The 21,178-nt window shown below is 65.2% G+C and carries 21 protein-coding genes; 7 read left to right on the top strand and 14 right to left on the bottom strand.

Translation table 11 applies throughout. The features are described 5' to 3' along the window. Positions 1 to 163: MucR family transcriptional regulator (locus WDW90_RS26500; protein ID WP_336490506.1), on the top strand; the 163-nt coding region annotated here is incomplete at its 5' end. Positions 164 to 447: 284 nt separating this feature from the next. Further along, positions 448 to 813: a hypothetical protein gene (locus WDW90_RS26495; protein WP_336490503.1), complete on the top strand. Its 366-nt coding sequence runs from the start codon at positions 448 to 450 to the stop codon at positions 811 to 813. A gap of 161 nt (positions 814 to 974) precedes the next feature. Here WDW90_RS26495 and WDW90_RS26490 read toward each other — a convergent pair whose 3' ends face one another. The 5 genes from WDW90_RS26490 to WDW90_RS26470 form a co-directional block, all read right to left on the bottom strand. Next, complete coding sequence (locus WDW90_RS26490; RefSeq protein ID WP_336490502.1) at positions 975 to 1,235, bottom strand: hypothetical protein; 261 nt, start codon at positions 1,233 to 1,235, stop codon at positions 975 to 977. A 347-nt stretch (positions 1,236 to 1,582) separates the two neighbouring features. Then, on the bottom strand, positions 1,583 to 3,178 hold the full coding sequence (locus WDW90_RS26485; protein WP_336490501.1) for an amidase: 1,596 nt from the start codon (positions 3,176 to 3,178) through the stop codon (positions 1,583 to 1,585). 297 nt (positions 3,179 to 3,475) lie between these two features. After that, positions 3,476 to 4,267, bottom strand: a complete 792-nt coding sequence (locus tag WDW90_RS26480; protein ID WP_336490500.1) for a sensor histidine kinase — start codon at positions 4,265 to 4,267, stop codon at positions 3,476 to 3,478. 134 nt (positions 4,268 to 4,401) lie between these two features. After that, a complete protein-coding gene (locus tag WDW90_RS26475; protein WP_336490505.1) occupies positions 4,402 to 4,827 on the bottom strand; it encodes a cupin domain-containing protein in 426 nt (141 codons plus the stop codon). Between the two features lie 35 nt (positions 4,828 to 4,862). Next, entirely contained in the window at positions 4,863 to 5,618 is a 756-nt protein-coding gene (locus WDW90_RS26470) for an SDR family oxidoreductase (protein WP_336490499.1), read from the bottom strand. A 950-nt stretch (positions 5,619 to 6,568) separates the two neighbouring features. On the opposite strand from WDW90_RS26470, the gene WDW90_RS26465 reads away from it, so the two are divergent. Genes WDW90_RS26465 through terL form a run of 3 tightly spaced genes read left to right on the top strand, consistent with a single transcriptional unit; the run spans position 6,569 to position 10,033 of the window. After that, positions 6,569 to 8,026 carry a site-specific DNA-methyltransferase gene (locus WDW90_RS26465; RefSeq protein ID WP_336490498.1) on the top strand — a complete coding sequence of 486 codons (1,458 nt, stop codon included), beginning with the start codon at positions 6,569 to 6,571 and terminating at the stop codon, positions 8,024 to 8,026. Next, positions 8,019 to 8,552, top strand: coding sequence for a DUF5681 domain-containing protein (locus tag WDW90_RS26460; protein WP_336490497.1), 534 nt, complete (start codon positions 8,019 to 8,021; stop codon positions 8,550 to 8,552). Before WDW90_RS26465 ends, WDW90_RS26460 begins: the two co-directional genes overlap by 8 nt. Positions 8,553 to 8,563: 11 nt before the next feature. Next, positions 8,564 to 10,033 carry a phage terminase large subunit gene (terL, locus tag WDW90_RS26455; RefSeq protein WP_336490496.1) on the top strand — a complete coding sequence of 490 codons (1,470 nt, stop codon included), beginning with the start codon at positions 8,564 to 8,566 and terminating at the stop codon, positions 10,031 to 10,033. A 485-nt stretch (positions 10,034 to 10,518) separates the two neighbouring features. Here terL and WDW90_RS26450 read toward each other — a convergent pair whose 3' ends face one another. Then, positions 10,519 to 10,701, bottom strand: a complete 183-nt coding sequence (locus tag WDW90_RS26450; protein ID WP_336490495.1) for a hypothetical protein — start codon at positions 10,699 to 10,701, stop codon at positions 10,519 to 10,521. Between the two features lie 455 nt (positions 10,702 to 11,156). Between WDW90_RS26450 and WDW90_RS26445 the strand changes: the two genes are divergently transcribed. Then, positions 11,157 to 16,055, top strand: coding sequence for an Ig-like domain-containing protein (locus WDW90_RS26445; protein WP_336490494.1), 4,899 nt, complete (start codon positions 11,157 to 11,159; stop codon positions 16,053 to 16,055). A gap of 143 nt (positions 16,056 to 16,198) precedes the next feature. Here WDW90_RS26445 and WDW90_RS26440 read toward each other — a convergent pair whose 3' ends face one another. From WDW90_RS26440 to WDW90_RS26410, 7 genes are all read right to left on the bottom strand, one after another. Further along, entirely contained in the window at positions 16,199 to 16,321 is a 123-nt protein-coding gene (locus WDW90_RS26440; protein WP_336490493.1) for a hypothetical protein, read from the bottom strand. 123 nt (positions 16,322 to 16,444) lie between these two features. Then, positions 16,445 to 16,939 (bottom strand): phosphohydrolase, encoded by a 495-nt coding sequence (locus WDW90_RS26435; protein WP_336490492.1) that lies wholly within the window; start codon positions 16,937 to 16,939, stop codon positions 16,445 to 16,447. Positions 16,940 to 16,971: 32 nt separating this feature from the next. After that, the gene (locus WDW90_RS26430; RefSeq protein ID WP_336490491.1) at positions 16,972 to 17,124 is read right to left on the bottom strand and encodes a hypothetical protein; all 153 of its coding nucleotides are present in this window, start codon (positions 17,122 to 17,124) and stop codon (positions 16,972 to 16,974) included. A 9-nt stretch (positions 17,125 to 17,133) separates the two neighbouring features. Further along, entirely contained in the window at positions 17,134 to 17,397 is a 264-nt protein-coding gene (locus WDW90_RS26425; protein ID WP_336490490.1) for a hypothetical protein, read from the bottom strand. 3 nt (positions 17,398 to 17,400) lie between these two features. Then, positions 17,401 to 17,598, bottom strand: a complete 198-nt coding sequence (locus WDW90_RS26420) for a hypothetical protein (protein ID WP_336490489.1) — start codon at positions 17,596 to 17,598, stop codon at positions 17,401 to 17,403. A gap of 280 nt (positions 17,599 to 17,878) precedes the next feature. Then, on the bottom strand, positions 17,879 to 18,187 hold the full coding sequence (locus tag WDW90_RS26415) for a hypothetical protein (RefSeq protein ID WP_336490504.1): 309 nt from the start codon (positions 18,185 to 18,187) through the stop codon (positions 17,879 to 17,881). Between the two features lie 330 nt (positions 18,188 to 18,517). Then, positions 18,518 to 19,849 (bottom strand): hypothetical protein, encoded by a 1,332-nt coding sequence (locus tag WDW90_RS26410; RefSeq protein WP_336490488.1) that lies wholly within the window; start codon positions 19,847 to 19,849, stop codon positions 18,518 to 18,520. Between the two features lie 583 nt (positions 19,850 to 20,432). Here WDW90_RS26410 and WDW90_RS40870 point away from each other — a divergent pair. Then, the gene (locus WDW90_RS40870; protein ID WP_431311126.1) at positions 20,433 to 20,693 is read left to right on the top strand and encodes a DUF6894 family protein; all 261 of its coding nucleotides are present in this window, start codon (positions 20,433 to 20,435) and stop codon (positions 20,691 to 20,693) included. Here the strand turns inward: WDW90_RS40870 and WDW90_RS26405 are convergent. Beyond that, entirely contained in the window at positions 20,654 to 20,842 is a 189-nt protein-coding gene (locus tag WDW90_RS26405; protein WP_336490487.1) for a hypothetical protein, read from the bottom strand. The two genes, WDW90_RS40870 and WDW90_RS26405, sit on opposite strands and share 40 nt — an antisense overlap. Positions 20,843 to 21,178: the final 336 nt, after the last annotated feature.

Here is a 21,178-nt window from a genome sequence, read left to right as displayed (position 1 = left end):
CAGCTACCGCCAGCGCTACGGCCTGCCGGCCGACTACCCGATGGTCGCCGCCAACTACGCCGCCCAGCGCTCGGAACTCGCCAAGTCGATCGGCCTCGGACGGCCGGGCGCTCAGGCTCCGGTGGAGCAGCCGAAGGGTCGGGGGCGGCGCAAGGCTGCCTGATCATGTCGGGGCGGCATGGGTTTCAGACCGCCCCGGCTTCTTGCCGCGTCAGCCGGTTTGCGCTGCCGCGTTCAAGTTCCTCGGTGCGCTTCCAGTTCATGCGCGCCGAGCCGACAGGCGGTTTGCGGCGTTTGATCGATCCCACCGCTAGGTCGGCAACCTGCGACTGATCAGTGCGTCCGCTGGGCGTAGATCGACCAGGTGTTCGGCGCGTAGGGGCCCGGCACCTCTTCGCCCGATCGCCATGGCCATGCCGGCTGTTCACGCTCGACGTCCTCAAGGGCGTGGACGACAAGGACATGAGCATCGGGGCTCTGGGCAACCACTGCGCGCAGAGCCGCAACGAGCTGTTCGTGAACCTCAGACATGACACGCTCCGTGAAGATCTGTCGGGAATAGAGCGCAGCGTGATCCGTACCGCTGTGCGGATACTCACCTGTGAACACCAAGGAGGCGCCGCCTTTGTGCGGCGAGACACATCACAGGTCGGCGGGCGTGCGGATGCCTGCGAGGTCTGGCTGAACCTGAACCAGTCGTGTTGCTACCAGCACGCGATCGGCGCTGCGCCCGAACAGGTACGGCCGTGCCGGCTGCGCGCAATGCGACGTGAAGCCGGCCAGCAGGCGGGATCGTTGCGCTCGCGCACCTGAGCGCAACACGCCCACGACAGCGCATCTCGGGAGATTGCCGAACTCCCGATAGCGCTCCTAGCGCGCTTTCCGCCAAAGTGGTTGCCGGTTTGGTGATCAGAAAGCGGGCTAAATCAATGGTTTGGAGCATTTTCCGTGATCCAAAAATCACGGAAAATGCTCTAGGGACCAGCAGCCTGCAGGGTTGCCGTCACGCCGCCGTACAGCGCTGTCGCGGAGGCCACGGGCTCGACGGCGCGATAAGCGGATTGCCGCGGTGCGTATTCCAAGACCATCTCGACGACGAGCAGCGACACCACTGCGCACAGGCAGACACCGAGTCCATTGCGGACCCGATCAGGCCATCGGCTCAAGGCTTGGATCGTGAGGCAGCCGGCGACGAAGGACGCCGTCAATATGACGGGCAACAGCTGGGCTTTCATGCCGGCTGTATACCGTCAACGGTACGGTATCGCGCAACCCCGGCCCCGCATCTCGGGTTGCCGGGGCGACCAGGCGGCCACACGGAGAGCGAGTCCTCGAAGGGACGCCGCAGCCGTCGGTCTGCCTGATCGAGGCTCCTCGCCCATGCCGGCGGCGAGCCGAGGTCGTGAGGACGTGACGGTGTCGAGCCCTCTCAAACCGACGCGCCGCAGACCTTGCGACTGAGACCTTGTGACCCCGCGCGGCATGATCGCTTCCCACACGGTAGCGACCGGTCCAGCGGCGGCCACAGCTCCAGCATCGCACGCGCGATCGGGCTGATCGAAGAACCGTGCCGGCAGGCCGATCAAGCCTTGCCGAGCAGGCCCGGCTTCCGCTGTCTCACCCAACCCGTGGCCTCATCGTAGGCTGCACCGAGTTGCAGGCAGGCCAATTCCCCTTCGTTGCGTGATACGATCTGAATGCCCGCCGGCAGACCCGCATCGTTGAACCCCGCGGGGACATTCAGCGATGGCAGGCCGCTCATCGTGATCGGGATCACGACCTCCATCCAGCGATGATACGTATCCATGGCCTTGCCGCCGACTTCCGTGGGCCAGTGCAGGTTGGCATCAAAGGGAAAAACCTGCGCCGTCGGCAGGACGACGTACTCGTACCGGTCCATGAACTTGCGCAGGGCCTGATACCAGGCGGTGCGCCCCTCTTGAGCGGCCGCGATCTGGTCGGCGTCGAGCTTGAGGCCGCGCTCGATCTCCCAGATCGCCTCCGGCTTCAGGAGTGCCCGTTTTGCCGGATCCGCGTAGAGAGGCTTCAGGCTCGACGCCGTCATCCACGCGCGAAGAGCCAGCCAATCCGTCCAGACCTTTTCCATGTCGAAGTCCGGACGTGCCTCGTCCACTCGGCAGCCAATATCTGAGAAGGTCTTCAAAGTGCTGCGATCGAGGTCGAGCACGCCCGGCTCGAACGGCAGGTGACCGTTGAAATCGCCGAGCCAAGCGATCGAGACATTCTTGAAATCACGCTGGAGCGGCTGGGAAAATTGCTTCGGATCTTCCTTGATCGAGTAGGGCACGCGCGGATCGTAGCCCGCTTGGACCGAGAGGAGCAGTCCGATGTCCGCTGGAGATCGGCCGATCGTTCCTTGAACGCCGAGACCCGGCGTGAACACGTCCTTTCCGGCGATCGGGATGCGCCCATAGCTCGTGCGCAGACCAAAGACATTGTTGAAGGACGGCGGATTGCGCAGAGAGCCGGCGTGGTCGCTGCCGTCGGCAACGGCCTGCATCCGCAACGCTACCGCAACGGCGGCCCCGCCGCTCGAGCCACCGGATGTGCGCGTCTGATCGTAGGCGTTCTTCGTCGTGCCGTAGACGTTGTTGTAGGTCTGCGAGCCGAGGCCGAACTCGGGGGTGTTCGTCTTGCCGATGAAGATCGCGCCGTTGCGGCGCAGGCGCTCGACCATGATCGAGTCTGCGGCTGCGACCCTGTCCTTGAAGATGGGCGAGCCTTGGGTGAACCGGATGCCCTTGACCGCGTCGAGGTTTTTGACGGCTTGAGGAAATCCGTGCAGCGGCCCGCTGCTTTCGCCCCGGGCAAGCTGCGCGTCACGCTCGCCGGCCTGTTTGAGCAGGCTCTCGCGATCCTGCAGCGCAACGACCGCGTTTACGCTCGGGTTGAGCCGCGCGATCTGGTCGAGATAGGCATTCATCACCTGGACGCAGGATACCTGCTTCGCGTGGATGGCCTCGGACAGATCGACGGCCCCCATCGACACGATGTCGAACTCGGGCGTTGCGGCCCACGCCTGATGTGGCGCGCCACCGACCGCCGAGAGAGCGGCCGTCGCCAGCGTCCCGACGCCACCCTTCAGGACCGATCGACGCGAGAGCACGCCGCGTTCATGGGCTCGCGCTTGGGGCCGATTGCCTTGCAGGTCGGACATCGTGTCGGTCCTTCTCAACGGATCGGGCGGCAGGAGGTTACTCCCGTATCGACCGCACCGGTAGCGGATGCACAGGCCGCGAAGGCAATCGGCTAAGCGGACATTCCGCGCGACTCAGGTGGAGGCCTCAGAGTGACCCGAAACGGCCCTTTCCGGTGTGGGTCGGGGTGTCTGGTTGCTAGCGTTCTCCGGACATCGGATTGCCTGACAGGGAGGGACGGCGCGAGAGCGGTGAGGCGCAGGCCGACCGTGCCGGACGCTTCCTCCGGCTGACGTTCGGGCGCCGCTGCGGGGACCTCATCCCCGCTGGCATCGGTGGCCGTCGAGAGCATCCGGCGCTACGGGCGCTGGCACGCTGCTCGCGCGACGCAACGTCACGCTGAAGATCGAACCACGGCCGAGCCGCGACTGCACGCCGACCGGGTGGCCCAGTGCCCGCGCCGTCTCACGCACGATGTAGAGGCCGAGACCCAGGCCCGTGCCGTCGCGGCGCCCACCTCTGTCCCCGGCCTCGAACAGGCTCTCAAGCCTCTCGGGCGCGATACCCGGCCCATCGTCGTGCACCTCGAGAAGGATCGTCCCGCCCCGGCGCCGGCAGCCGAGGACCACCTGCCCCCCTGGGCGTGCGTACCTGATTGCGTTGCCTACGAGATTGCGCAGGATGGTGGCGAGCATGGCTGCATCGGTGCGCCCGCACAGGCTCGTTGCCGGGACGCGTAACCGCACGCCGCGATGGTCCGCGTGAAGCTGCCACTCCGTCCGAGTTTCAGCGAGCAAGGGGGCAAGTGGCACCGCCTGGACCCGGGGTGATCGACCGCCGCTCAGGGAAGAACGCGCAAGTTCGTCGAGTTCGCGACCCAGACGCTGGAGTGCGTCGATGGCCATCGCGAGGCGGCCGGCAACGCGCGGACCCACGCCGTCGAAGACGGCGCGCTCGATGGAGATCAGTGCGACTTGGAGAGGTTGCTTGAGGTCGTGGCCGGCGACCGCCAGCAGGCGAGCCATCACGCTGCGAGCCGCCTCGGCGCGCATGATGGCCTCGCCGGCCGCGGCTCCATCCGCGGCGGCGATCGCCGATCTCGCCACCATGCCCTCACTCGGTGCTCTGCATGCCGGCTGCGCTCGGTCAGAGGAATGATGCATCGCGGCTCGCTCCTCTAACGCCATAGCGGTCGGTCGGGCCAGGTCGGGGCCGAGATGTAGACCGTCTCCATGGGCCACCGTCAGTATGGAAGGACCAAGTCCTTCACGTCGCTGTCGACGACGAAGACGGCGAGGAGCTTGGCGGATACGGACGTGCTGGCGTTGCGGCTGACGCCGTGACGATCACCCGGATTTTCCGAGAAGTTCTGCCCGGCCTGATAGGTGATTTCGGGTCCGTCGTTCACCTGACTGACGACCGCCCCCTCCAGGACCGTCGCGTAGATGAAGGCGGAGCCTGGATGACGGTGAGCCGCCGAAGAGCCGCCCGGTGCGTACTCGACCAGCACGCCCTTCATGCTCTTTCCCGGAACGTTGGGGAGCGGCTGATCGTACACGAGCGTCACTTTCGAGCGTGGATTTCCGTGTTCCGCGGCAGAGGTTCGGAGCGGTCCCGGAGCAATAACGGCCATTGCCAGAACTGCGGTGAGTCCATGAGAGCGCATCATTCGTTCCATTCGGTATCCCGGGAGACAGCAGGTGGTCAGGCGCGTCCGGAGGATGCGGCGAGCCAGTCGCCGAAGTGGATGATGCCGAGGCGCGCAGCGGCCGCCGGCACAAGCGAAGCGTCGTCCAAGCGGGCGCCGAAGTAGCGAGCTGCCGGATCCGTAACGACGGCTCGCGCGTCGTTCCTTGTCTCGAGGTAGCGTCGGACGAGTTCGTCGAGCCGGAAGCGCTCGGGACCGGCGATCTCGATGACGCCGTTGACGGGCGAGGCGACAGCGGCCTCCGCGACCGCCGCCGCCACGTCGTCGGACGACATGGGCTGGATGGCGGCTGGCGGCAGGTGGATCGTACCATCCGTGGCGGCCGAAGATGCGATGCCGCCCAGGAACTCGAAGAACTGCGTCGCCTGCACGATGGTATAGGGCAGGCCGGCGGCGCGGATCAGGTCTTCCTGCGCCTGCTTGCCACGGAAGTACCCGCTCTCCTGGAGCCGCGCGGTGCCGACGACTGACAGGGCCACGTGGTGCCGGACACCCGCCTCCGTTTCCGCCGCGATCAGATTGCGGCCCGAGGTCGTGAATAAAGCCATCACGTCCTCGTCAGCGAAGGATGGCGAGTTCGCTGCGTCGACGACGACCTCCGACCCGCGGAGGGCCTCTGCAAGGCCCTCTCCGGTGAGCGTGTTCACACCCGAATTCGGCGAAGCGGTCACCACGTCGTGGCCCGCCTTCTGCAGTCTCGCCACGGTCTTCGACCCGATGAGGCCACTGCCCCCGACGACTACGATCTTCATCTCACCAACTCCCGCTCAACAGCCGCTCGGGGCGGCGTCGATGGCAAGACGAGGCAGCGATCTCGGATGTGACATGGCCTCAGACGTTTTTTCTGAGCTCCGCGCCGTCCACCCGGCCTCAGGTGGCCTGCTCGGGACGGGAGCATGTCCGCTCCGTTCGCAGCGGAACTCCAGTCGCGAATGCGGGCTGTGGAGAACGAGCTGATTCGCCTCGGCGCGGCGAACGGTGTCTCTGCGGGCGAGCGAGCCGGTCTCCCGGCAAGACGGTTCGTCGCACGCGGACGCTGCTTGGAGAGCTCGCGAGAACGCGCCTGTGAAGCGGCACCAGTAGGCCTGTGCGGAACGGCTGGAGAGCGGGCGCCAAAACAGCCAAATCCGGCTAAGCTCCTGAGATCGCGACGATCTCTGGTGCGCTCGGAAACGGCGCGGTTCGCGTGGAGCGCGTGGTGGTGCACGCAACCGACAGAGAACCCGTCTCTGTGGCGGCTTCCCTGTTAACGCGGAAAGAACAGGGAAACCGACCAGGGAAAACAGACTGAGCGTGGCGTGACACTGCTGATCCGCTTGGTGCAGCAGGCACTTGCAAGGCATTTCCCTACTCGCTGAAACAGGGAAAACGCGGCAGCAGAACAGCGATCGCAGTCGCGATTCTGTTCGCATTTTGTTCTTTACAGGGATGCGGCGTCGCTGTAGGAAGCTCGGCAGGAGCGGCGTCAGGGTTTGCCTCGCTACGACCACGCATCGGCAAGCGTCGCTCTGAGTCAGCAGCCTCGGTAACCTTAGTGGGCCAGAGAGTGGGCGAGCAGACGACTTCATCCGGATCTCCGTTCAGGAGGCTGGGGGTGTCGACGCTCGCCTCGTGCTGCCCAGATGATCCTCTGACCTGCTGATCCGGAGATCCTCCGTCACCCCGCACGCGCTCTCCGCGCGTGCTCACGACCGAGGCTCTCATGTCCAAATCTCCATGCACCCGGCTGCGCACTACCAGCAGCTCCCCTCCCCTGCGCTCCAACACCTTCTTGCCGGATGGCGTCGAGCTCGTCTCGACAGCCGGGCTCAAGGCCTACGCGCGCGACCTCCGCCAGCACTCTGACAAGCAGGTGATCCAGATCGCCGCCAGCATCCGCGAGTTCGGCTTCCTGGTTCCAATCGTTGTCTCGCCCGACAACACCATCGCGGCCGGCCATGGCCGTTGGCTGGCGGCCAAGCAGCTCGGCCTGCCGCAGGTGCCTGTCATCCGGGCTGCCCACCTCTCGCCCGAGCGCCTGCGTGCCTTCCGGCTGGCTGACAACCGCCTGGCTGAGAACGCCGACTGGAACAGGGAGGCTCTGGCGCTGGAACTGTCCGAGCTCACCGGTCTCAACCTCGACTTCGAGCTGGAGCTGACAGGCTTCGAGGTTGCCGAGATCGACCTCATCATCGACGGCGAGGCGACAGCTGCCAAAGCCGATCCTGCCGATTCGTGTCCGGCTCCGGCGGTAGGTGCTGCCGTCTCGCAAAGCGGCGATCTCTGGCGGCTCGGACCGCACCGCCTGCTGTGCGGATCAGCCCTCGAGGCGGAGAGCTACGCGGCCCTGCTCACAGGCGAGCCGGTGCGCATGGTGTTCTCCGATCCGCCCTACAACGTTCCGGTCTCCGGCCATGTCTGCGGCTCGGGTCAGATCCAGCATCGCGAGTTCGCGATGGCCTCTGGCGAGATGAGCGAGGCGGAGTTCGTCGCATTCCTGGCGCGAGCCATGGAGCTGCTGCGCGAGAGCCTGGTCGCTGGCGGCCTGATGTACCTCGCCATGGATCATCGGCACGTCTTCGAGCTGACCTCCGCGGCTCGCCGCCTGGGTCTCGAGCAGCTCAACATCTGCGTGTGGAACAAGACGAACGGCGGCATGGGCTCGTTCTATCGCTCCAAGCACGAGCTGGTGTTCGTGCTCAAGAAGCCGGGCGGCGCGCACCTCAACACGATCGAGCTCGGCCGTCATGGCCGCTACCGCAGCAACGTCTGGGACTATGCCGGGGTCAACACCTTCGGCCGGCGCCGCCTGGAGGAGCTTGCCTCGCATCCGACGGTGAAGCCCGTTGCCTTGGTGGTCGATGCCATCAAGGACTGCACGCGGCGCGGTGAGCGGGTGCTGGACGCGTTCTGCGGTTCCGGCACGACGCTGATCGCGGCTGAGCGTGCGGGACGCATCGGCTACGGCATCGAGCTGGACCCCGTCTACGTCGACGTGGCCGTGCGCCGCTGGCAGGCGCTCACCGGCAAGTCTGCCGTGCACGATGCCACAGGAGTGACCTTCGACGAGCTTGCCCGGCAGCGCTTGAATGAGGGATCGCCGAGCGAGGCTAGCGACTGCGCCAGTGTGAGCGGCGCAGACGCACTCGGCAGCGAAGCGCGGCAGGCGGCTCATGTCTAGGAAGCCGTCACGGCAACCCTCTGCCGATCGCACACCAGAGTACGAGGTTGGCTACGGCCGCCCTCCCCTCGCAAGCCGCTTCAAGCCGGGTCAGTGCGGCAATCCCAAGGGCCGGCCGAAGAAGGCGCAGTCTCTCGCTGCCGCCACAGAGCGTGAACTCGAGCGCATCATCGTCGTGCACCAGGAGGGGCGTGCGAAGCGGCTGACCAAGCGCGAGGTGGTCAGCCGCCAGATCGTCGATAAGGCATGCCGTGGAGATCTCGGCGCCGCGCGCTTCCTGCGCGACCTGACCGACTTGGCCGGATCCGCCGGCATAGCGGTTCCTGCTGCCGGCAACGCGATCTCGCCGGCCTCCCTGCCAATCGACAAGACGGACCAAGCCATCATCGCAGAGTTCGCGGCGCTGATCCGCACGGGAGCCGGCCTGCCCAACTCGGAGGACGGGCCCGCGTCAGAGACGCTTGGTTCTGACGCGCAGGGCCATGAGGACGCAGTGGTCCAACCGCCCTCCCCAACCAGCCACTGAGGAGCAGGGTCATGATCCACGATGCTGCCCTGCGTGACGCCATCCTGCGTCAGCACCTGTACTTCTTCATCTGGAAGGCTTTCGCTGCGCTCCATCCCGGCCAGGACTTCACTCCGGCTTGGCACGTCCGCGCCATCGCCCATGCCCTCGAGCGTGTGGCCCGCGGCGAGTGCCAGCGTCTGCTGATCACCGTGCCACCGCGGCACCTGAAGTCGATCTGCACCGCGGTTGCCCTTCCCGCCTGGCTGCTCGGCCGGGATCCCGCACTCAAGATCATGGTGGCGAGCTACGGGGGCGAACTCGCCACCAAGCACGCCCGGGACTTCCGGGCGGTGCTGTCCGAGGAGTGGTACAAGGCCCTGTTCCCCAGCACGCGGCTGGCGGTGGGCGGCAATCGCGAGGACGAGCAGCTGACCACCGCCCGGGGTGGTCGCAAGGCGATCTCGCTGGGCGGCGCGGCAACCGGCTTTGGCGCCGACCTGATCATCGTCGACGATCTGATGAAGGCGGCGGACGCGGGCTCAGCGGCGGAGCGGGAGCGGGTGAAGGCCTACTACGAGCAGACGTTGCTCTCGCGCTTGAACGACAAGGGGGCGGGCAAGATCATCGCGATCCAGCAGCGGCTGCACGAGGACGATCTGGCGGGCTACCTGATCGGCACAGGTCAGTTCGAGCACCTGAACCTGCCGGCGAAAGCGATGACGGACGAGGTCATCCCGATCGGCTTTGGTCAGCTTCATCGCCGTGCCAAGGACGAGGTGCTCTGCCCGGAGCGCGAACCGGCCCATGTGCTCGACAAGTTGCGGCTCGAGATGGGTGCCTTCGCGTTCTCGGCTCAGTATCAGCAGGATCCGACCCCGCCGGGCGGCAATCGCCTGCGCTGGGAGTGGTTTGGCAGCTACGACGAGGTTCTGCCTCGCGAGGCGTACCAGTTTGTCGTCCAGAGCTGGGACACGGCGCTGACGGCAGAGCCGACCAGCGACTTCTCCGTTGGTCTGACCTGGGGTTTTCGCGGAGACGACTGGCATCTGCTCGATGGCGCCCGTGAGCGGCTGGACTTTCCTGATCTAAAGCATCGTGTGCGTGGGCTGGCCCGCCGCTGGCGCGTCGATCTCGTGCTGATCGAGCACGCGGGTTCAGGCATCTCGCTGCTTCAGCAACTTCGCGCCGAGGAGCGCGGCCACTGCATCTACAATGGGTGCAGGCCCCGGCAGGACAAGCAGACGCGCTTCGAGGGGCAGACTGCACGGCTGGAGAGCGGTCGTTACTGGCTACCGCGGCAAGCGCCGTGGCTTGAGGCGTTCCGACGTGAACTACTGGCCTTCCCGCATGGGCGCTACGACGATCAGGTCGACAGCTTGGTGCAGTTCCTGGAGTGGTCAGGCTCGCCGCGCGGAACGGGGTTCATCCAGCGTGACCCTGTGACGGGGCGGCGGCTGGGAGGCGGGCGAGCGCCTGGCTACGGCTTTGGGCGGAGGTAGCGTCGCAGTCGCGAGGTCCGTACCCCAACGTCCGTCGTGACTCCGAGGGCGACGTGGCTGAAAGCCCGCAGGCTGTTGATCAAGCCTGATCGTAGCGCTCGCAAGAGCGCTTTGTGGAGGATGGGTCGGACGTTGTCGAGGGCACCGACAAAGGATGCGCGAGAACGCATAACCTTCACCGGCGTGGCGAGCCGCAATCGAACCTGAGCGCTCGTGCTATGCCACGAGGCGGGCGCCGACCTGATCCGATGCCGCTATCGCTTCACACTCGTAGCCGAGGTTAGTTCGCCGCAGATAAGCGGACCTTCTCCTTTGCGCCCATTGCCGTCATTCAGCCGGCCCAGGCGTCCTCTCCTAAGCGGTCATTACTACAGCTCAGATTGGTGGCTTGAGTCGCGCACCTAACGACCTTGTCAGCGCCGAAGCGAGCTGCAGAAATCCCAGGCAGCTCGCTACGTCGCGGCCGCTTCGGAGAGACCTTTTGCCTAGCCGATTTCGGCCGCCTCGCGGGCGAGCCTCAGCGCCCGCAGACGGGCAGTTCTCTCGTCGACGGCTTTCCGTTCCGCCTCGACCTCGGCCCAAACAGCCGCAGCCATCTGGCTCCGCTCGGCATCGCGGGCCGCCTTCGTCGCCGCCCGTCCGATCGCTACGCTGTCGCGCTGGTCCAAAAACACCTCCAAAGCTTGGCGTTCCAGACCGGCATAAAGCAGAGGTCGCGCGTTTCATCCCGACCCACAACTTCGAAGCAAAGTAGGTGGAAGATCGAAGTGTCTGATGCGGGCCCGATAGATATTATTCACGAGCGTCGCGAATTCGGCTGCGCTGGCACAAGACAATCCGGGTATCCGGTCCAACTCCATGCTGTCTGCCGCAGAAATCGTTGCCTACACAAGCCGATCTCGCCCCTCCTGTGGAGTATGTCTGTTTCAAGACGGTCGAGAGGCGGAGATAGCCGAGACACACTTCGGCGAATACGTGCCCTTGAAGTCACAGCGATGGAATTTGAGACGCCGCAGCATCATTGCAGCCGATCGGCCATACCGGCCCGGCCCGCCCTTTAGTATGAAACGGGACCTTTGCGCGTGTCCCGGCCAAAGCCAGGACGAATTGTCGGGAGTCGTCCGTGAGCTCCATCTTCCTAGCCAACGCCGACTACGATACCGACAACTACCCTTATGCGGTCGCCGCAGCGGATCTGAACGGCGACGGCAAGCTCGATCTCGTCACAGTCAATGACGTCAACTCCGTCTCGGTACTGCTCGGCAAGGGCGACGCCACCTTCCAAGACAAGCAGGCTTTCGCCACTGGCCCCACTCCCTACTCGGTCGCCGCGGCGGATCTGAATAGCGACGGCAAGCTCGATCTCGTCACCGCCAACAGTGGCAGCGACACGATCTCGGTGTTGCTGGGCAACGGCAATGGCACCTTCCAGGCCCCTCAGGACGTCTCCGTCGGCACCAACCCGGCCTCGGTCGTAGCTTTGGACTTGAACGGTGACGGCAAGATCGATCTCGTCGCCACCAACGGTGTCGACAACCGCGTTTCCGTGTTGCTCGGCAATGGCAACGGCACCTTCCAAACCGCTCAGTTCTTCTCCGTCGGCGCCGCCCCCTGGACGGTCGGTGCCGCCGATCTAAACGGCGATGGAAAGCTCGACCTCTTCACGGCCAACTACAACGTCAACAGCGTCTCGGTGCTGCTGGGCAATGGCAACGGCACCTTCCAGGCCGCGCAATCCATCCCCACTGGAGCCGGACCCTACGCCGCCATCGCAGCGGATCTGAACGGCGACGGCAGGATCGACCTTGTCACCGCCAACGGTGCCGGCAACACGGTTTCAGTGCTGCTGGGCAATGGCAACGGTACCTTCCAGGCCAAGCAGGACTACGCCACCGGCTCTACACCGGACTCTGTCGTCGCGGCGGATGTGAACGGTGACGGCAAGATCGACCTCGTCACGGCTAACAGCGGAAGCGGCAGCATCTCGGTCCTACTGGGCAACGGCAACGGCACCTTTCAGCCCAAGCAGGACTTCACCACCGGCAACGCCACCTACGCGCTCGCTGCCGCGGATCTGAACCACGATGGCAACATCGACCTCGTCGCCGCCAACGCCAGTGCAGACGGTACCGCCGGCATCTCGGTGCTGCTGAACGCAAGTCCGCCCGTCGATACCACACCGCCGACGCTGACGATCACAAGCAGTGCCTCGCAGTTGAAGATCGGCCAGTCCGCCACCATCACTTTCGCCTTCACTGAGGATCCCGGCTCGAGCTTCACCTACGGCGATGTCGCCGTCACCGGAGGCACGCTCGGCCCGATCTCCGGCTCAGGGCTGGTCCGCACCGCAACCTTCACTCCCTCAGCCAACACGAACGGCGGGACAGCCACCATCACGGTGGCCGCGGGCGCCTACACCGACGCGGCCGGCAACGCAGGTGGAGCAGGCCCAAGCCCGAGCCTGCACTTCGACACGCGGGCGCCGACGCTGACGATCACGAGCGACCACCCGGTGCTGAAGATCGGCGAGACTGCCACTATCACCTTCAGCTTCAGCGAGGATCCGGATTCGAGCTTTATCTGGGACGGCACCTCGGGCGACGTCGTCGTCACAGGCGGTACCCTCAGCGCGCTCTCCGGGACGGGAACCACCCGCACGGCCATCTTCACACCGTCGGCAGACGTCGACGGAGGCAGCGCCAGCATCACCGTGGCGGCCGGCAGCTACACGGATGGGACCGGCAACACCGGTGGGGCAGGTGCGAGCCCGAGCATGACTTTCGACACGAAAGCGCCATCCGCTCCCTCGGCACCGGATCTGGCCACGAGCTCGGATGCGGGCACGTCCTCGACGGACAACCTGACGAACAGTACCACGCCGACCGTCACGGGCACGGCCGATGCGGGCGCGACGGTCACGCTCTATGATATCGACGGCACAACGGTGCTCGGCAGCACGGTCGCCACAGGTGGCAGCTACAGCATCATCAGCTCGGCCCTGAGCGCAGGAACTCACTTGATTTCCGCCACGGCCACCGATGCAGCGGGTAACGTGAGCGCCGCCTCTGCGGGCCTCCTCGTCAGTATCGACACGACGCCACCGACGCTGGCGATCACGAGCGATCGCGCGGTGCTGAAGGCGGGTGAGGCCGCCACCATCTCCTTCACCTTCAGCGAGGATCCCGGCGCAACCTTCACCTGGGACGGTATTTCGGGCGACGTTGCCGTCATCGGCGGCACGCTCGGCGCCATCTCCGGGACCGGACTAGTCCGCACGGCCACCTTCACACCCACAGTCGGGGTAAACGGCGGCACGGCGGGCATTACCGTGGCAGCCGGCACCTACACCGATGCCGCCGGCAACACCGGCACTGCAGGTGCAACTCCGAGCTTGCTCTTCGACACCTTGGCGCCGGAAGCCCCCTCCGCGCCGGCACTGACGCTAGCCTCTGACACCGGCGCCTCGCACACGGACGGCATTACTAGCCTCACCACACCTGCCATCACGGGCACGGCTGAAGCAGGGACCGCGGTCACCCTTTACGACACCGACGGCGTCACAGTGTTGGGAAGTGCGACCGCGACCGGTGGCAACTACAGCATCACTAGCTCGACGCTCGCCCAGGGCGCCCACACCCTGTCCGTCAAGGCCACCGATGCGGCAGGCAATGTAAGCTCCGCCTCGGCGACCTTCGATGTCACAATTGACACTACGGCTCCGACACTGGCGATCACGAGCGACACGACCCAGCTGAAGGTCGGTGAAAGCGCGACCATAACTTTCACGTTCAGTGAAGATCCAGGCTCGAGCTTCGCCCAGGGTGGCGTGACGGTGAGCGGGGGCACGCTGGGCCCGATCTCCGGGAGCGGACTGACGCGCACAGCCACCTTCACGCCCACGGCTGACACGAATGGCGGCACAGGTTCGGTCACGGTGGCGGCAGGCAGCTACACAGACGCGGCTGGCAATGGAGGTGGCACAGGGGCCGCGCCGGGCCTCCACTTCGACACACGGGCCCCGGCGGCGCCATCGACTCCTGATCTGGAGACCGGCTCCGACTCCGGCGCCTCGCCCACTGACCGGATCACGAAGATCACCACTCCGACCGTCACCGGTACAGCCGAGGCAGGCTCGACCGTCACGCTTTACGACACGGACGGCACGACCGTGTTGGGCAGCGCGACGGCGTCCGGTAGCATCTACAGCATTACCTCGGCGGCTCTGAGCGAGGGCAATCACACTCTGACAGTCAAGGCCACCGATGCGGCCGGCAACATCAGCGTGGCTTCTTCTGGCTTGGTTGTGACGGTGGACACCGTGGCGCCGGCGCTGAGTGTCACGAGCTCGGGCGGCACAGTCTACGCTTCTACCCAGCTAATTACCGGAACGGTGCCTGATTCCGCTGACATCGGCACGACGGTGACGCTGCGCGAGGGCTCGACCGTGCTCGGCACTGCTGTCGTGCAGGCCGATCACACTTGGAATGCCTCAGTCGACCTCGGCACCTATGGTGCGCACGCCATCACGGTCAGCGACACGGATGCGGCCGGCAACACCGGGCAGGCGCAGGTCAGCTACATCCTGGCGCAGCCCGATCCCGGTCCCGACACCAACGGCTCACTCACACAAAGCCCGGCTGCCGGCGAGACCCTGACACTGTCGGGCAAGACCGATGGTTCGCTTGAGAAGGATGGCGCCGGCACGCTCGTGATCACCGGCACCAACACGTACACGGGTCCCACGACCGTCCAGGCCGGCCTGCTCCTCGTCGACGGTTCGATCACCTCACCCGTGACCGTACAGAGCGGGGCCGTCCTCGGCGGTCATGGCTCGACCGGCACGGTGACGATCGAGAGCGGCGGCACACTCTCGCCTGGCAACTCGCCCGGCGTGCTTTCCACCCAGGATCTATCGCTCGCAGCCGGCGCTGTCCTCAAGGAGGAGATTGGCGGCACGGCCGCAGGGCAGTTCGACCAGCTGCATGTCACCGGCAGCGTCAACCTCGGCGGTGCGACGCTCAATGCCGTCGCCTATGGCTCGTTTGTCTCGGCCCGCGGCGACAGCTTCGTGTTCATCGACAATGACGGCACGGACGCGGTCAGCGGTACCTTCGCCGGGCTGAACGAGGGTGCAAGCCTCAGCATCGGGTCGCGAAGCTACCAGATCAGCTACCACGGCGGCGACGACAACGATGTCGTGCTCACCGATATCACGGTCCCGGGTGCGGCGACGCTCGCTCTATTCTGCACGGTCGAGCACAGCACGGCGAGCCAGGCGGGCGGCGTGTACGCGCTCTACGAGGCGCTCCTTGATCGCGCTCCCGATCCGCTTGGGCTGGAGGGCTTCACCACCGCGCTGAAGACCGGCATGAGTCTCACGGACGTGGCGCAGGTGGTGCTGACCTCGCCCGAGCACGGGCCGCAGGCGCAGAGCACGACTGCCTATGTCGAGAGCCTCTACGCCAATCTGCTGAACCGCCACTCCGACCCAGGCGGGCTGGCGTTCTACACGGACGAGCTGGCGCACGGCACCGGCCAAGCGCAAGTGGCGGTGCAGATCGCGACCTCGGCTGAAGGACAGGCCAACATCAAACCTGCCTTCGACGCGGGCGTGTTCGTGCCCGACGCCTCTGACGCGGCGGTGGCGCGCCTCTACTACGGCCTGCTGGACCGCGCTCCCGATGCAGGCGGCCTGCAGAGCTTTGAGGCTGTCGTGAAGCAGGCCGCAGCCATGGGCGGTGTGCCGGGCGCGATCGAGGCGTTGAAAAGCGTTTCGGGCGCGATGCTGGCCTCACCCGAGTATGTGGCTCTCCACGGCACTCAGACGAACGCACAGTTCGTGGATGCGGTGTACGGGGGTGCGCTGGGCCGGCACGCCGACACGACCGGCCTGGGCTACTGGCAGGACGCGCTGGCTCATGGCGTGTCTCGGGCTGACGTGGCGCTCGGGATCGCGCAGAGCCAAGAGGCGCAGATCCACCTCGTCAGCCAGATCGAGGCAGGATGGCACCTCGTCGCCTGACGCACCGCTGAATGGCCTGAAGGAAGTCGGCGGAGGCGAATAGAGCCCGGGAATATGCCGGGCTCGCGCTTCGCTTTGGCTAGTTGCCACAGCGGCGCGGCGCTCAACCGGCAAGGTGCCCTACCGCTCTAACAGCCCGCGCTTTAGGACCGCTTCCGAGCCACCAGCGCCGCGTCGCGCTCCTCCTCCAACTCGTGCATCGCGATCTGCATGGCCGAGATGGCGGCGATGCGGATTGCGATCCGGCGCGCCTCGCCCTTCGACATGCGGCCGGCGCTGCTCCAAGTCCTCGCTGAAGAAGGCGACAGGAAAGCCGGTGGCCTCCTCTACGCGAGAGGCATCCGCAAGCTCAATCACCTGCCACGGTGCGGGGAAGCGGTGGGACTCGGTCATGGCCCGGTGTACCCGAGCCCTGCCGCAGCCTCTTTCAACCGCGCAAACGACGTAGCGTAGCGCTCCCTGAGGAACCCGCCGTTTGCCAAGGTCCGGCTCGGGCAGAGGTTGTCCTCGTTGTCCGACATCTTGATCAGGATGGCGCCGAGATCGCCGCTCTCGACCACCGACGTGATCCGATCCGAATAGGGGATGCGCACGGCGGGTTTCGTCAGGATCGCAACCGCCTTGATGACGCTCGGCGCAAAGCCAGCAGCCCGCAGGCCCTCCGCCGTCGTCGGCGTGTCCTCCAGGACGTCGTGGAGGATGGCGGCCTGCATCACCTCCATCGGGTCGATCGCGATCCGGTCCACGGCCCGTGCGTGACCGGCGCGTGCCACGGCGGCGTTCGCCACCCGCTCGAGATGCCGGATGTAGGGCTGGCCGCCCTTGTCGATCTGGCCGGCATGCGCCGTGATGGCGAGGCTGTGCGCCTCGAAGATCGTCGGCATGGATCGTGGCCTCGGAGCGGCGCCGGCCGACATCAAGCCAGATTGTCGGCAACCATGAACAGAAGGAGCGAGGCGGTGGTCAGCGTCAATAGGATCTGTGTCTCCGAGAGATTGCGGCGCGCTGGCAGATTGATCGGGGCGCCCTCCGCCCGGTCGCCGAGCCATCTCTCGAACAATTCGAGCACGATCGTCTCCTACCGCTTCTCCGGCCGCGCCAGCAGGGTCGCGGTGCGCACTGCGGCCCGCTTCAGATGGCCGGACGCCTCGGCACTCGCCACGGTCTGCCGGGCCCACTCGTACGAGCGGACCGCCTCGGCGAGGTTCAAGCCGTAGCCCTCGCCGAACACGAACAGCGTCGTGGTGGGGTCCGCCATGTAGGCTTCGACCGCGGCGCGCACGTCGCCGTCCGTGAGTGCCTTGGTCTTGAACAGCTCGCCGGCAGTCGGTAATTCGTCCATGGCTCAGTTCAGGGGCTCTGTGCCGCTCATGCCGAGCAGGTAAGCGCCGGCAATGATCTCCTCGGTGGTCAGCTCGCGGCCCTCCAGGCTGTAGCGCAGCGTGCCCTCATACGTGACGATCTCGAGCGGCAGGCCGCCCGCGATCAGGAAGCGGATCGCGTTGCTGAGCATCTCATCGAGCGGCGTCGGTGATTCGGCCATGCCGCGAAGCTATTGGGCCGGACGTTGGGCCGGCAAGGCGCCGGTCAGGAGATGAGCCAGGTCAAGAGGATCAGCGCAGCGAAAAACGCCGCTGAGCTGGCCGCGACCGCGACCACTTCACGATGTTGCAGCACAAGGTTCTCGGACGCGGGTGACATGACGGGACAGCCAAGATTTCAACACCCACGCCTATGCCACTCCTCTGGTCATAAGGCGATGCCAGAACATGGTTACCAACACTGGAAGTCGGCTATGTAGCTCTGCCGCCACAGCCCGCCCATCACCACCTGAATTCCCACACCGGAATGCCAGTCCCGGCACCAGGCACGTTCCGATAATACGTCACGAGCCCGAGGCCGATCCGGTCAGCCGCCACGGCGGTCGCCTTCGACCCGCTGAGCACCAGAGCGCCGCAGCAATCCCCCCGCGTGGTGCCGAGCTTCGGGTGTACGCCAAACAGCTCGGGCGCGGTCCAGCCATGCGCCATCGCCTCGGAGCCGAACCGGTCGAGGAAGTCGAGCGCGGCTTCGTGCACCTTGCCCCAGACATTGCTCGTCAAGCCAGGACAGGGCGGCACGGTCGGCTTCATGCGCACCAGGGCCTCTCGCCAGGCTTGAACATCGGACGTGACAATCTGAAGCGCAGGGGAGGCTGACATGGCACCGACGGCTCGGGAGGGAGCGCCGGCATAGGTTGAGCCGGCAGCGAGTCGCTATGCCTGCGGCGCCACAGAGGCAGTTCAGTCAGCCGCCAAGGCGGGCGGCCACCACGGGCGCGGCAAGCCGTCGATGTGGCATCTGTCCTACGCCTCGGCGATGTAGTGGTAGAGCGTCGAGCGCGTTACGCCGAACCGGCTGGTGCATGCTTTAATTAGCGAGTGCAGGGCGCCTCCAGGGATTGGAGACGCCCTGAGCGGGGATCAGAGCAGCAGCATGTCGGTCGTCGGGACGTGGACCGTGAAGCCCGGTCCCTCGTCGATCCAGCCAGGCCCCGCCGCACCGTGGTTGATGCCGTAGGTCTCGCTGGCATTGGCCGCGTAGTGGTGCAGTCCCGTGTTCGTGTTGAAGAAGCGCTCGAGCGTCACCTCGCCCGGCACGTTCGCAGACGGCGTCGCGTAGGCCTCGAAGGCCACGCCCTCGTACTTGTAGGCCGGCTGGGTCTTGATGACGTAGTCGCGCTCCGTCGCGCTCGTCGTGTAGAAGTGGCTGCTGTGGGCGCTGTCGAAGAAGCGGAACACGTCGATCGTGTCGGCGCCCTTGTCCGGCGTCGACCACTGCACACCCTCGTACTTGTAGGTCGGCAGCGTCTTGAGGATCTGGTCCTTCTCGGCTGCGTTCGTCGTGTAGAAGTGGTCCTGCGTCGCCGTGTCGAAGAAGCGGTAGACCGGGTTCAGATCCTGCGGCGCCGAGCTGATGAAGGCGTGGTTGCCGCTGGCGTCGGTGTAGTTGCCGACGAGCTGGCCGGATGCGTTGGAGCCCGTGATGGAGGTCGAGGACGCGCCGGGATAGTCGACGGCCCCCTGGAACACGCCGTTGTTGAACGTGAAGCCGTGCGAGTTGTTGGACGCATCAGTGTAGGTGCCGACGAAATTGCCCGGTGCGATCGAGCCGGTCACAGAGGTGCTGACCGCGTTGGGAACGTCGATATTGACGTGAAACGATCCGCTCGAGAAGAAGCCGTGCGTATGCTGGGATGCGTCCGTATATGAGCCGAACTCGACGTTGCCACTGACGCCGCGCACCGTGATCGCCGTAGCAGACGGGATATCGACCGACCTGAAGGTGCCGCCGACATCGACGAAGCCGTGGAGGGGGCCGCTGCCCTGCGGGTCTGTCTTCAGGGAGTAGTTTCCGAAGATGGTGCCATCATCGTTGATGCCGGAGATGATGGTCTGGCTTGATTCTGGGAATGAGACCTTCGTGGAGACGCCGTTTTCGTAGATGAAGCCCTGGTAGCCGTTCGTCGTAGAGGTGTAGCCACCGACGATCGCCCCGGCATTATTGTCACCCACCAGGGCGTATTTCGGTGCGAGACCCGTCAGGAGGGTGGCTTGGTCGGACGGGAGGCTAACTCCTGTAACTTGCGAGTAGTTTCCGTTGGCGTAGTTGAAGTACGAAACCGACGGAACGCTGCCAGAGAACTCTATGTACTGAATAAAAGCCGTGCCTGAGCCTGCAATTTCCAAGCCGTAGGTGCCGGCGGTACCACTGTTGCTCTTGTAGGTCAGCGACGTGAAATCGTAATGCTGCATCGTTCCCACCCTTGCGCAGGCACCAAGCCTGCATGAACTCGCATATTGGGCAGTATTAGGTTCGCTGTATGGGGCGGGCAAGGCGAAACTGGTTGCCAACGCACCGGACGGTCGACGGACTTCGGCTTGGGACGTGGCGTCGGGATCTGGACCCGTGCGCCTGCGGGAGGGCCAGGACGATCATGGAGTCGCCCCTGCCCGTTGCTGCCTCCCGGCGTCGTCGTTGGCGAGGCCCCGTTCCAACAGGGCTTGCCCATGTGGAACGGTCCGAACGTTGCAGACGGCTGCGCAAGGAAAACGACAGTTTCCTGGGCACTTAAACCTGCTAGGTTTGTGTGTCTGGAAATCAAAACGCCGCGCGATCCCGTCCCTTTCGCACGGATTAAGCGTTATGGAGCCGCCCAGTTCGCGTAAGGGAAGTTATGGAGCCATACAGCACGCTATCGGCACGGAAGTAAATGTATGATAATTCCGCGTAATACACTCACGCGCAATCATCAACGCTCGTCGACCTAAATATTGCGGAGGAACGATTCTTTAATCGGCAGCTTGTCGAGAGAGCCACAAGTTCGTAGGGGACGCAATGCCTCACTTTTTCTTCGATTTCTGCGAAGGCGCGGAGATGCATCCCGACCTTGACGGAACTGACTGCGACAGCTGCGGGACGGCCGCCGATGCCGTGAGGCATTTCCTAGGAGAACTCGCCCGGGATCACGTGCCGGATGAGGATTACCACACTGACGTCATGGTCCGCGATGCAGCCGGTAACATCGTGTTCACCGCGACGTTGACGATGGCTTCGACCTACTTGGGCGCGTCTCCGTTAAGCACAAGACGGCTATGAACGACGATGACGCTGACCCGCGCAACGTAGCCCATATAGTAGAGAAGGTTGCAGCTGAGTTTGCCGCTGCGGCTGACGAACTTGGCAGGAAAGGCAATGCCTTCGTTGCGCGCGCGCTCTTGGAAGAGGCTCGGCGTTACACCGTCCATGCGATCCGATTGCGTGCTCACGCAAGCCCGCGGCATGCCAGGGCGAAGCCCGGGTTGGAATAGATCCGGCCCGTCCATCCAGGAGATGGCTGCTGGCGTTTCGCGAGGCCGCGAAGTTCGCATAACCAGCGCCTCTGCCTTCGCGTAAGTGCCTTTATGGTGCCCTCGATCCCCACCCTCACTGCAGGATCAGGACAGCGGGCGGAGTACCCACCCACCTTGGCGGGCCGACGCGTCGCGGATCGTGAGACGGCACAGCCGTAGCGGCGGTCGCGGCCAGAACGACGTCTGGAAGGAAGCACATCAGGACTAGAAGCGCGCAGATGATCGCGGTTC

The organism is Methylobacterium nigriterrae (assembly GCF_037106235.1).
Classification (GTDB): domain Bacteria; phylum Pseudomonadota; class Alphaproteobacteria; order Rhizobiales; family Beijerinckiaceae; genus Methylobacterium; species Methylobacterium nigriterrae.
This window is presented reverse-complemented; position numbering and strand designations above follow the sequence as displayed.